This window comes from Azoarcus sp. L1K30 (assembly GCF_018122735.1).
Taxonomy (GTDB): domain Bacteria; phylum Pseudomonadota; class Gammaproteobacteria; order Burkholderiales; family Rhodocyclaceae; genus Parazoarcus.
In genome coordinates this window covers 4,774,965-4,786,912 of record NZ_JAGRRD010000001.1, presented here as the reverse complement: position 1 = coordinate 4,786,912, position 11,948 = coordinate 4,774,965, and the positions used below count along the sequence as shown (strand labels likewise).

Annotated in this window: 13 protein-coding genes; 7 read left to right on the top strand and 6 right to left on the bottom strand. The window is 63.2% G+C overall.

The window, feature by feature from the left end; all coding sequences use genetic code 11:
* Positions 1–276: 276 nt before the first annotated feature.
* The gene (locus J5J83_RS21995; RefSeq protein WP_212352329.1) at positions 277–1,089 is read left to right on the top strand and encodes a helix-turn-helix transcriptional regulator; all 813 of its coding nucleotides are present in this window, start codon (positions 277–279) and stop codon (positions 1,087–1,089) included.
* 217 nt (positions 1,090–1,306) lie between these two features.
* Positions 1,307–1,687: a hypothetical protein gene (locus J5J83_RS21990; protein ID WP_212352327.1), complete on the top strand. Its 381-nt coding sequence runs from the start codon at positions 1,307–1,309 to the stop codon at positions 1,685–1,687.
* A 141-nt stretch (positions 1,688–1,828) separates the two neighbouring features.
* Here the strand turns inward: J5J83_RS21990 and J5J83_RS21985 are convergent, their stop codons facing one another.
* Positions 1,829–2,677, bottom strand: a complete 849-nt coding sequence (locus J5J83_RS21985) for a hypothetical protein (RefSeq protein WP_212352324.1) — start codon at positions 2,675–2,677, stop codon at positions 1,829–1,831.
* A gap of 217 nt (positions 2,678–2,894) precedes the next feature.
* Between J5J83_RS21985 and J5J83_RS21980 the strand changes: the two genes are divergently transcribed.
* Positions 2,895–3,827 (top strand): rhodanese-related sulfurtransferase, encoded by a 933-nt coding sequence (locus J5J83_RS21980; RefSeq protein ID WP_212352322.1) that lies wholly within the window; start codon positions 2,895–2,897, stop codon positions 3,825–3,827.
* The gene (locus J5J83_RS21975; RefSeq protein WP_212352320.1) at positions 3,824–4,510 is read left to right on the top strand and encodes a glutathione S-transferase; all 687 of its coding nucleotides are present in this window, start codon (positions 3,824–3,826) and stop codon (positions 4,508–4,510) included. The genes J5J83_RS21980 and J5J83_RS21975 overlap by 4 nt, the downstream gene beginning before the upstream one ends.
* A 4-nt stretch (positions 4,511–4,514) precedes the next feature.
* Here J5J83_RS21975 and J5J83_RS21970 read toward each other — a convergent pair whose 3' ends face one another.
* Entirely contained in the window at positions 4,515–5,093 is a 579-nt protein-coding gene (locus J5J83_RS21970) for an OmpA family protein (RefSeq protein ID WP_212352318.1), read from the bottom strand.
* 218 nt (positions 5,094–5,311) lie between these two features.
* Here J5J83_RS21970 and J5J83_RS21965 point away from each other — a divergent pair, with 218 nt between their 5' ends.
* Complete coding sequence (locus J5J83_RS21965) at positions 5,312–5,713, top strand: hypothetical protein (RefSeq protein ID WP_212352315.1); 402 nt, start codon at positions 5,312–5,314, stop codon at positions 5,711–5,713.
* 19 nt (positions 5,714–5,732) lie between these two features.
* Here the strand turns inward: J5J83_RS21965 and J5J83_RS21960 are convergent, their stop codons facing one another.
* Complete coding sequence (locus J5J83_RS21960; RefSeq protein WP_212352308.1) at positions 5,733–6,743, bottom strand: diguanylate cyclase; 1,011 nt, start codon at positions 6,741–6,743, stop codon at positions 5,733–5,735.
* 363 nt (positions 6,744–7,106) lie between these two features.
* On the opposite strand from J5J83_RS21960, the gene J5J83_RS21955 reads away from it, so the two are divergent.
* Positions 7,107–8,423, top strand: a complete 1,317-nt coding sequence (locus J5J83_RS21955) for a mechanosensitive ion channel domain-containing protein (protein ID WP_212352306.1) — start codon at positions 7,107–7,109, stop codon at positions 8,421–8,423.
* Positions 8,424–8,455: 32 nt separating this feature from the next.
* On the opposite strand, the gene J5J83_RS21950 is transcribed toward J5J83_RS21955, so the two are convergent.
* Complete coding sequence (locus J5J83_RS21950) at positions 8,456–9,112, bottom strand: hypothetical protein (protein WP_212352304.1); 657 nt, start codon at positions 9,110–9,112, stop codon at positions 8,456–8,458.
* A gap of 373 nt (positions 9,113–9,485) precedes the next feature.
* On the opposite strand from J5J83_RS21950, the gene J5J83_RS21945 reads away from it, so the two are divergent.
* A complete protein-coding gene (locus J5J83_RS21945; RefSeq protein ID WP_212352302.1) occupies positions 9,486–10,346 on the top strand; it encodes a PA4780 family RIO1-like protein kinase in 861 nt (286 codons plus the stop codon).
* A 46-nt stretch (positions 10,347–10,392) separates the two neighbouring features.
* Here J5J83_RS21945 and dmeF read toward each other — a convergent pair whose 3' ends face one another.
* Entirely contained in the window at positions 10,393–11,364 is a 972-nt protein-coding gene (dmeF, locus tag J5J83_RS21940; RefSeq protein WP_212352300.1) for a CDF family Co(II)/Ni(II) efflux transporter DmeF, read from the bottom strand.
* A gap of 102 nt (positions 11,365–11,466) precedes the next feature.
* On the bottom strand, positions 11,467–11,853 hold the full coding sequence (locus J5J83_RS21935) for a hypothetical protein (RefSeq protein WP_212352298.1): 387 nt from the start codon (positions 11,851–11,853) through the stop codon (positions 11,467–11,469).
* Between the last annotated feature and the right edge of the window lie 95 nt (positions 11,854–11,948).

Genomic DNA, 11,948 nt, shown 5'->3' with positions numbered 1-11,948 from the left:
ACCTCCATTACGATCGAGGGTGCAGAACGTCATGCCGGGGGAAAGGCAATAGATGTGTCGCATTTCTGTCTCCATCTGCGGCTTGGGCCGCCGTTGTGTTTTTCGCTGCCGGAAGGCAATGCGATTTGAACAAGACGAAGGCTTGACGAACATTTGCCTGAATGGAACTTTAGAGCGCTATTTGGCGCTTATACTGCGCCATAGTGCGCCATCGATCAGAATAATGCCGTCTGGACACCGGTTTCACGCCTCTACCCGCTCACCACGGAGTTTTTCATGCACGAGGATTTCGCCCGCAACCTGCGCCTGCTGTGCGGCTACTACAGCTCCATCGCCGATGTCTGCAGGCGGCTCGACATCAACCGTCCGCAGTTCAATCGCTACCTGAGCGGCCGCTACCGGCCGGCCGCCCGCACCCTGCGGCGCTTTTGCGAGTTCTTTGGTGTCGAGGAACACGAGATCCTGTTGCCCAGCGCGCAGTTCGAACGTCTGGTACAGGTACGCCCGGTCACGCCCGCCACCGCCACGCCGGACACACTCGAAACCCCGCACCTTGCGCACCTGCGCGAACTGGGCAGCAGCGGGCTCGACAAATACCTCGGCTACTACTTCGAGACCTATGCCTCGATGGCGTGCCCGGGCAAGATCCTGCGCACCCTGGTCTGCCTCGAACGGCGTGACGACCGCGTGTGTTACCAGCGCACCGAACGGCTGGCTGAAACCCGTCACGGCAAGGTCTTCCACGGTCGCTACCTGGGCCTTGTCCACCTGCTGACCGACCGCATTTTCCTTGTCGACTACGAATCCCTGACCGGACTGGAGATGACGCAGACCATCCTCTTTCCGTCATTCAAGAACCGGGTCACCCGCCTCACCGGGCTCAAGCTCGGTGCATCGGGCAGCGGTGAGCGCATGCCGTGCTGCGCGCGCGTGGTGTACGAATTTCTAGGCACCTCGATCAACGTGCGCAAGGCGCTACGGCTGTGCGGGCTTCATGAGGCCGACGATCCGGCGATCGACGCCGCCACGCGTGCCGCCGTGATCAATGACATCGCGCCGGGCGAATGGCATTTGCGGGCGCGATTCTGATATGGATGCGCCTGCCGCCCCTGTGAGGGCGCGCGGCCCAGCCGATACTGGCAAGCACGGGCATCACCACCTATGCTCCAATGGCATGCCAAATTACCGGCATCGTTCGTCACGGCGCTGGTGGATGCCCGATCCGGCCCACTTCAGTCGATATCCTTGACATCGCCCTGCAGACTCGGCGGCCGCGCCAGCCGTCGCCCCACTTCCAGGATGATCCATGCAGCCTCCCGAAAACGACAGCGCCGGACTTGAAGCAACGGATCTACAGACGCGCAAGTTCCAGGCCTTGGCGAGTTGGGTCGTCGTTGTCATTCTGATCGGCTTCGGCGCCTATGCCCTGACGAAGCTGACCTCGGTCCACGAGACCCCGGGTGACTACTGGCAGAGCCTGATCCGCGAACAATTCCCGGTCTTGGTGGGGCTGCCGATGGCAGGCCTGGGTGCGCTCTTCGTCACCCTCATTCTGAGAATATCCACAGGTCCGCTCGAGTTCGAGATGGCAGGCGTCAAGTTCAAGGGCGGGGCGGCACCCATCGTATTCTGGATCATCTGCTTTCTGAGCATCGTGCTCTCCATTCGCCTGCTCTGGCAAACGTGAGGCACGAGCCCAGCATGGAGGTGGCTCCGGCGCTTTCGGCGCGGGTCTCGCTTCGCACAATGGCCCGCGTCCAAACCTGCGCGACGCGCGCGGATCGCCCGCCCCATGAAGCCGCTGACATTCCGCGCACCAGACAGCAACTTATCCTTGATGCCTGCGCAGGAAGGCGCGCCCGCCGATCCCCATCAGCATGAGCACAAGGGCAATACGCGCCCACTCACCCAAGGTCGGAACGGGCGCCACGGCAGCCACATCGTTGTCACCGGCAAAGCCTTCGATATCAAGCGGATTTACGCCGTTAAAAGCGGCGTCGCCGGAAAGAGTAGCCGCGGTCGTGATCGAGAACGCCTGATCGCCATCGATGACCGTGTCGTCAATCGCCGAGATTGTCACCGTTGCCGAATAGCCGTTACCTGCGGACAAGATGACCGAGTTCGCCGACAGCGTCACCTGCCCGGGCGTATTGTTGGTGAGGTTGATGGTTACGTCGTTGCCGCCACCGGGAGTCACGTCAGCCCCAGTCTTGAACGTGATTATCCGAGTGCTCCCCTCGGTAATCCAGAAACCACTGCTCGGATCAACGATGACCATCGCGACGCCATCGACGTTCGAGTTAGTGACAGTGGTGTCAGCCGCCGGCCCCGCCGCATATGCCCCCCCCGATGACGAAATCGTGTTCGTGATGGTGTAGCTAACGTCGCCGTCATTTCCATCCCCACTAGCGCCGGGGGTCACGGTGACATATTGCGGAGTCGAATAGTTTGCCGCAGTGAACTGTACGGGCGCGCTCACAGTACCTTCGGTGAAATCGCCGGATGCCGGCGTGACCGTCACCGTCTCACCGGCGTTTGGCGGGCTGTCGAGGACGACCTTGTATTGGGCTGTCGCACCATCCTCGGTAGTGGTCAGGGTCGTGGGACTGATGACGACCGCGGAATGCGCAACGGTGGCAGTCAAGGCGGTGGCAATGGCGAGCGCGATTTTTTTCATTGAATTGATCAACTTTTGATTGATTTATCTTTCGGGAAAAGTATTTTTACACAAAATTTGTTACGTTTGGATCGGAAGCCTCTGGACGCCCAGGCAGACCACGGCCCTCTCCACTGAATTTCGAGTTTTCGAACCCTGGCCTCAACGTGCCATGCAGAGCAATCGATCGGTGCCGATTCCGGGCTAGAATCGGCGCGATTCCATCCCGGCCCACCCCATGTCCCGTTTCCTGACCGCCGCGCTGTACAAGTTCGTCCGCCTCGCCGACTTCCGCGCCCTGCGAGACCCGCTGCTGGAGAGCTGCAATCGTCATCGGGTCAAGGGCACGCTGCTGCTGGCCGAAGAAGGCATCAACGGCACCATCGCCGGACTGCCTGACGACATCGAGGCGGTTCTCGCCTGGCTGCGCAGTGATCCACGCCTGGCCGGGCTCGAACACAAATCCTCGTGGGCCGACGAGATGCCCTTCCAGCGCATGAAAGTGAAGCTCAAGCGCGAGATCGTCACCCTCGGCGTCGACGGCGTGTCGCCCACCAGCATGGCCGGCGAGTACGTCAAGCCGCAGGACTGGAACCGCCTGATTGCCGACCCCGATGTGGTGGTGGTCGATTGCCGCAACGACTACGAAGTGGCAATCGGTACCTTCGAAGGCGCGGTCGACCCGCACACCCGCAGTTTTTCCGAGCTCCCCGACTGGGTGAAGCGGGAATCCGCGCCCGGCGGACTGCTTGCCGACAAACCCAAGGTGGCAATGTTCTGCACCGGTGGGATCCGCTGCGAGAAATCCACTGCTTTCATGCGCATGCAGGGCTTCGACGAGGTGTATCACCTCGAGGGCGGCATCCTCAAATACCTCGAAACCGTGCCGGAAACCGACAGCCGCTGGAAGGGCGAGTGTTTCGTGTTCGACGACCGCGTCTCGGTGGGCCACGCGCTGGTACCCGGCAACCTTGGCCGCTGCCTCGCCTGCGGCTACCCGCTCAGCGCTGAAGAGCAGGCCTCCGAGCGTTACGAGGACGGTGTGAGCTGCCCGCACTGCTACGACTCGACGCCGGAGCGCAAGGCCGAACTGCGCGAACGCCGCCACCAACAAGCCCTGGCCGCCGCGCACAAGCGCGCCGACGAGGAGGCTGCGCGCCCCAAACCATGACTCGCGCCGCCCTGCCCCTGCTGTATTCGTTTCGCCGCTGTCCGTACGCGATCCGCGCACGCCTCGCGATTGCGGCAAGCGGCCAGCAGGTCGAACTGCGCGAAATCAAGCTACGCGACAAACCGCCTGAACTCATCGCCGCCTCACCCAAGGCGACGGTTCCAGTGCTCGTCCTGCCCGATGGACAGGTGCTCGAACAGAGCATCGACATCATGCTGTGGGCGCTACGCTGGCGCGACCCGTACTGCTGGCTGACACCGTCATCAGGCACGCTCGAGGACATGCTGGCACTTGTCGCATGCAACGACAGCAACCGCGAGGGCGGCTTCAAGCACCATCTCGACCGCTACAAGTATCCGAATCGCTATCCAGGCGCGGATGCCGAGCGACACCGCGGCGCCGGCGCAGTCTTCCTGCTGCATCTCGAAGACCGGCTTGCATCGACGGGATGCCTGTTCGGCAGCCGTCCCGCACTCGCCGACATGGCAATCGCACCCTTCGTACGACAGTTCGCCGCCACCGACCCCGACTGGTTTGCCGGTCAGGCCTGGCCGCGGCTACACAGCTGGCTGAGCGCGTTTACGGCAAGCCCGCGGTTCGAGCGCATCATGGCCAAGTATCCGCAGTGGATGTCCGGCCATGCGCCGACCTTGTTTCCGCCCGAGGATCCTTGCGGCGCCTGAACGATCAGCGCACGAACATCTCGACCCGGCGGTTCTGCGCCCGCCCCTCTGCGGTCGCATTATCGGCAATGGGCATCGACTCGCCCTGGCCGACCGCCGACAGGCGGGCACCGGAAATGCCCCGCCCCTGCAGATAGGTCGTGACCGACAGGGCGCGGTCAAGCGACAGCTTCTGGTTGTAGGCGTCCGAACCTACGCTGTCGGTATGACCCACCACGTTCACGGTCGCGTTCGGATGCTCGTTGAGCGTACCGGCGATCTTGTCCAGCGTTTGCTGGAAAGTCGGATTGATACGCGAACTGTTGGTATCGAAAAGCACCGACCCCGGGATATCGAGTTTGACCGACCCGTCGGCCTGCTCGGTGACCTTCACATTCGACCCGGCAAGGTAGCCGAATGCGCCACCAAGTGCCGCCCCGACGACAGCGCTGCGCGTGCCACCACCAATCTGCTTGCCCAGCACCCCGCCGAGCACGGCACCGGAAACCGCACCAATGGTCTGATTCTGCCCCTGGGTGTTGGTGGCGCAACCCTGGATGGCAAGGGCGCTGACAACTGCAATGACGGCAAATTGAATTTTCATTCCGATGCGCTCCTCTCATGGGTAAGACACGTGCCGACACCGAAAGCGTCGCCGCGATAGCATTTCCGCAACCATCGCATGAATCGATCGGCACGAACAGGATCTGATATTTTCAGCATATTTCATCCCCGCCACTTCTCCAACCACTTTTGTCCGTGGCCAAACACGCATCTGGATTGTTGCGCCGTCCCTGACGGTTTGAACCCGAGGAGGCACTCATGGCAATCGGCTGGCTCACCCTTCTGAAGACGGTCCCCTGGGCCGACGTCATCTCCACCGCACCCGTCGTCGCCGACGGCGCGCGAAAACTGTGGAATACGGTGGCAAGAAAATCGCCCGCCGGCAAGGACGCCGCCGCGCAAGAGGACACCGCGAACCCGACATCCCCCGAGGCAAGCTCGCCACTCGAATCGAGGCTGAGCAAGACGGAAGATACGGTGGCCGACCTTCACGCGCAGATGCTCGCCTCATCCGAGTTGATCAAGGCGCTGGCAGATCAGAATACCGAACTGGTGAAACGTGTCGAAGCCAATCGCGTACGCCTGATATGGCTCTCGGCTGCCGTCGTCGTGAGCACCGCCGCAGCGATTTCCTGCCTGCTGATCGTTCTCAGATCTTAAGCGGGCGGATCGCCGCGTTTCAACTCGGAGCAGGCTCGAGATCGAGGTCCACCTCGACCCGGTTTCGCCCCAGCCTCTTGGCGCGGTACAACGCAGCGTCGGCACGCGCCACCAGGTCTGCGGCACGCGTGTGCCACGCGTCGGCAACCGCCACGCCGACGCTGACGGTGACGACCGGGGCCGCCGACGACGCAGGATGCGCGATGCCAAGAGCCTCGATTGCCACCCTGACACGCTCGGCAACCGCACGCGCGCCGGCTTCGTTGGTACCCGGCAACACCAGCACGAACTCTTCACCACCGTAACGGGCAGCGAGATCGCCGGTGCGCGCGGCGACGCCGGCCAGCACCGAGGACACACTGCGCAGGCAGGTGTCGCCTTCGGGGTGGCCGCAGTTGTCGTTGTAGGTCTTGAAATGATCGACATCGAGCATCACCACCGCCAGCGCGCCGGCGCGACACCCGCGCTGCCACTCCTGCTCGAGGCGCTCGTCGAAGGCGCGGCGATTGGCCAGCCCGGTGAGCGGATCCTTGGACGCCAGTTGCTCGAGCTGAAGCTGGGCCTCCTTCTGTACTGTCATGTCGCGCAGGGTTTCGACCACCGCCAACAGATTGCCGGCACCGTCGAAAATCGGCCCCGCATCGACGGCCAGATACAGTCGCGAGCCGGCGCGCGGCATGCGACACCAGTTTTCAGCATGAAAACCGATCGCAGAGCAGGAGTTGCGGTCGTGATTGGTGTATAGCGCGGCCATTTCCGCCGCACGCCCCTCCACCACCAGGTCAGCCAGGCAGGGACGTCTTTCGTCGTAGAACGCGAAGCAGTGATCCTTCGTGCCTAGCACATCCTCCGCATTGACGCCGGTCAGGCGCTCGCAGGCCCGGTTCCAGATCAGCACCCGCCCCTGCGGATCCAGCACGAAGGTCGGCACCACCAGATGCTGCATCAGCTCCACCGCAAAACTGTGGTCCGCCACTCCAGCCCTTTCGTCGCGGCCGCCCGCACCACGACGTTCAACATCCGCTTCCATATCGTCTCACTCCGTCTTCTTGGTTCTTGTATGCAAAGTTCGCCGAGCATGCCACGAAAGGCAGAGCAGGTCAGCCATTCGGTCGTCCGAACGGGCCTCTCCGGGCGGTGATGGCCGAAGAATCCATTGCAAACCTCCGCGTCACCCATGCAGAGATATCAGGACGGTAAGGCGACCGCATTTGCGGCCCCCACCGACATGCAGGTCGTCACCCCGCTCGAACGCGCACGCGAAACAGGAGCGTCTCGCGCCCGCAAGCCCCCATCTCCCCCTTCGGGTTATCCCCATGCCCCCGTTCCGCTTTCATGCGTCCGTGCGCGCTAAACTGGCGCCTCATGAAGGACACGTGCGCGGGGAAGGTCCATGGATTCGGGCATTCAGGCATTCTTCCGGCAGTTGCCGCACTGGATTGCAGCGCGGGCAACGCCCGAACTCTTCTACGAACTGACGGTGCTCGCGATCTCGGCGCTGTGCGCCTGGCTGATCCACCGCACCATGAGCGAATCGCTGCGCGCGGGGCTTGCTGCAGCGGCACAGAAGGGCCTGCGGCATATCACGCTGCGCACCGCGCAACGCATCCTGCTGCCGTCGACGATGCTGGCCGGGGTGCTGATCGGCCGTAGCGGCCTGCGCTCGATGCAGTGGCCGGTCGGGCTGCTCGACGTCGTCGTTCCGCTCCTGGTGTCGCTCGTCGCGATCCGCCTGCTGGTCTATGTGCTGCGCAAGGGATTTCCCGTCACCCCCGCGCTGAAAACCTGGGAGAACCTCATTTCCGGCACGATCTGGGTCATGGTCGCGCTGCACCTGCTCGGCTGGTTGCCCGCCGTCGAGGCCACGCTGGACGAATTCGCGGTCAATATCGGCAGTTCCCGCATCTCGCTGCTGGCGGCGATCAAGCTGGTGGCCCTGGTCGCCCTGCTGCTGACGCTGGCGTTCTGGCTGTCCGGTTTCATCGAGCGCCGCATACGCACCTCGACACGCATGACGCCATCGTCGCAGGTCGCGTTCGGCAAATTCAGCAAGGTCTTTCTCATCACGCTGGCCGTCCTGCTCGCGATCGACGCCGTCGGCATCGACCTCACCACCCTCACCGTATTCGGCGGAGCGCTCGGGGTTGGCATCGGTTTCGGCCTGCAGCGCATCACCAGCAATTTCATCAGCGGATTCATTCTCGTACTCGACCGCTCGATCAAACCGGGCGACGTCATCTCGGTCGGCAGCAACGATGGAAAATTCGGCTGGGTGCAGGAACTGCGCGCCCGCTACGTGGTGGTGCGCGACCGCGACGGCGTGGAGCGCCTGATCCCGAACGAGAACCTGATCACCTCCGAGGTCGTCAACTGGAGCTACTCAGACACCAATACCCGGGTACGGCTACCGGTACAGATCAGTTATGCGGACGATCCCGAGCAAGCCATGACGCTGCTGCTCGAGGCAGCAAAGGCTTCCGACCGCGTGCTCGCCGTGCCGGAGCCGGCGGCGCGCATGCTCCAATTTGCCGACAGCGGCATCCAGCTCGAGCTGCGCATCTGGATCAGCGACCCGGAAAACGGCATCGGCAACGTGCGCACCGACATCAACCTGGCGATCTGGAAGCTGTTCAAGGAAGCCGGCATCACCATTCCCTTTCCGCAGCGCGACGTGCATCTGCGTACCATCGCCACAACGCAGGGCGTTTGAACTGGCGCCCGGCCTTGTCACACATGCGCTCGTCAGACGCCAGTCAGTTCGCGATAGGCCCGACGGGTCTCGGGCGACACGGCTTCCAGCACCTGCTCGTAGCGGGTGCGATGGCGCGCCAGCAGACGGGCCGAGGCCACCGCGCGCGATTTGCAGTACCAGTGACACGTGTGCTGCATCAGGTACATCTCGGCCGAGAGCACGAACGCCCGTTCGCGCAACGGACGATCGGGATCGATCTCCGCGGCCCGCTCCAGCCCCGCGGCATGAATCTCGAACGCATTGCGCAGATCGAAGGTGGCAAACGGAAACAGACGGTCAGCCTGCGGAATCGCAAGTGGAAAGGTGCTGACGCGAACGTCCTGTGCATCGACCCCCGCCATCTCCGCGGCGAAGCGCCGAAACTGGCCGGCCAGCGCAGCCTCATGAGGCTGCATGAGCGCGAAGATCTGATCCTGGCGGCCGGTATCGGACTCGCCGAGCGCACGCTCATAGCCCGCCGAGAGCGTCTCCATGAGCTTCTCGATCTGGTAGTTGCGCAGATGACTGCCGAGCAGGGCGATGCGCCGACGCTGGTCGCGCATCCTGAGAACGAAGAGGGCGATCGCGGCCAGAATGAAAAGCAGATAGGTATCCATGGCGCTATTGTCCGGCGTCTCCAGCGCCGAGGGCAACTGTTCCCCGGTCATGGCGCACCGCAGCACAAGATTATGCAGCGTCACGCCAGGGCAAGCCGGGCGAGGTATCATCCGCCCGTTACCGCGAGACACCACCGCCGAAGCGCTGCCCCGAGTCATGCCGGGCCAGGCGTTCGACAAGCATGCAGTGCGGTCGATTCCGCCTGACTCACTGCGGTCGGATTCGCCCTGTAGTCCTATCCTTTTTCCGCACAGTCGACCGCGCCGGCGACAATGGCGGGCACATTCTTACCGACCCGCAGCAGGAAAATCCAATGCAGACAAAACATTTCATCGCGGACAGGAATGCCTCGCTCGACGGCAAATGCCCGCAAGACGGCCTTCTCGCCGCGTTCGCCGGACGGCACCGGAGCCCGCACGCCGCATGAAAACCCCGCACAGAATCGCCCCCCTGGTCGAAGACGGCCTGGTCGACACCGTCCTGCGCCAGCTCATGAGCGGCAAGGAAGCCATGGTCTACGTCGTCCAGTGCGGTGACGAAGTGCGCTGCGCCAAGGTCTACAAGGAGGCCAACAAGCGCGGCTTCCACAAGGCGGTCGACTACACCGAAGGACGCAAGGTCAAGAACAGCCGTCAGGCGCGCGCCATGGCAAAGGGCTCGCGCTACGGCCGCCAGGAACAGGAAGCCGCGTGGCAGCACGCCGAAGTCGACGCCCTGCGCCAACTCGCGGCGGCCGGCGTGCGCGTGCCCGTGCCCTACGACTTCCACGAGGGCGTGCTGTTGATGGAGCTGGTGGCCGACGAAGATGGCGAACCGGCACCGCGCCTCAACGATATCGAACTCGGTGCGGACGACGCCCGCCGCTTCCACACCTTCCTCATCCGCCAGGTGGTGCGCATGCTGTGCGCGGGCATCGTGCATGGCGACCTGTCCGAGTACAACATCCTCGTCGATGCTGCCGGCCCGGTGATCATCGACCTGCCGCAAGCCGTAGACGCCGCCGCAAACAACAACGCCCGGCGCATGTTGCAGCGTGACGTGGCCAACCTCGCTGACTACTTCGGCCAGTTCGCCCCCGAACTGCGCGACACCCGCTACGGCGAAGAAATCTGGGCGCTGTACGAGACCGGAAAATTGCAACCCGACAGCCCGCTCACCGGGACCTTCAAGGCCGATGAGACGCTGGCAAACCTGGACGAGGTAATGCAGGTCATCGAAGCGGCAAGGCGCGAGGAAGCGGCGCGTCAGGCTAGACTGGCCGGGCTTCCGCCGGAGGAAGACTAAGCGCACGGTTCGCTGCGGCCAGATGACGAAGCCGCACCATGCGGAATCAGGACGTCCGTAAAGAATGGGTTGAGTTCACCTCAATCGTGACGTGTACCAGCTCTTCGTGTACGCCCAGCCGCTGGCGAAAGTAATCTGCCCCCACGTTCTCCGCGACTGCCAGTGACACGATGCAGGCGTATTTGCCCTTGCCCACGCGCCACACATGCAGATCGGTAATCGTCGCATCGACCGGGCTCGAATCGATCGCCTCACGCACTTCTGTCACCACCGGCGCATCCATTTCGGCGTCAAGCAGGATTCGACCGGTCTCGCGCAACAGCCCCACCGCCCATACCGCCACGAGCACGCCGCCAACGATGCCCATCACCGGGTCGAGCCAGTCGGCGCCCCAGTACTTGCCCCCTGTCAGCGCGATGATGGCCAGCACCGAGGTTGCGGCATCGGTGATCACGTGCACATAGGCCGAACGCAGGTTGAGGTCGTGCTCGTGCGAGTGTGCGTGATGGTGATCGTGTGCGCCGGTTTCGCTGTGTCCATGGTGATGGCCATGGTGCGCGTGCCCGTCCTTGAGCAGCCAGGCACACACCAGGTTCACCAGCAACCCGATCACCGCAAGCGCAATGGCCTGGTCATAGCGAATCACCATCGGCGAGATCAACCGTTCCGCCGACTGGAACAGCATCAGCGCGGCCACCCCAAGCAACATCAGTGCGCTGGTATAGCCACTCAGTACCTCGATCTTCCAGGTGCCGAAGGCAAAACGCGGATCGTGTGCCAGGCGCCGGGCTGCGGCATAGGCAACGGCGGCGAGGCCGAGCGCCAGCACGTGCGAACTCATGTGCCAGCCGTCTGCCAGCAAAGCCATCGAGTTATACACCCAGCCACCGACGATCTCGGCCACCATCATCACCGCCGTGACGACGACCGCCCAGCGCGTATTGCGCTCGGCCAGCGGATTGCCTTCGTCGAAAACGTGGGAGTGCGAATTGTCCGGGCTGGAGAGGGTCGGCTTCATCTGAACACGATCGGGAGTAACGGTCTGGCGACTACTTTACCCCGACAATGCCTCGAGGTTGGCATCGCCCGGCAAAGCGGGGCAGCCCGTAACGAAACGCTCCTACAGCCCCTCGCTCCCATCAAGCAAACGCTCGCACTCCAGCATCATCGCCTGTGCCAGTTCCGACTGATAATTGGGATCGAGCGCTTCCATCATCTCATGCGCCGTAAACAGCCCCGCCTCACGCGACAGCGAGCCGGCGATCTGTCGCGCCATGTCGTCGCTCAGCGCGGAAAGCTGCTTGCGCGCGGTCATCGGCAAGCTGCGTTTCGTACGCCGCAGCCAGTCGGCCGCCAGCGTCGCCCCCTGCCCCTCGTTCAGCCACTGCCCGTGCTCATAGAAGGCTGACAGGCGCTCGGCGGTAAGGGCGAAGATCAGCGCGATGCGGATACCGCGCTCGGTCGGCGGCGCCCCAAAGGGGTCAGATTCGTTTGAACGCACAGCCATCGATCGTGTTACGAGGGAAGAATATCCAGAGTCTAGCTGCAATTGGCGCACGAAATGAACCGAGTCCGGACCTGAACCGGCATTTCGCACATTGG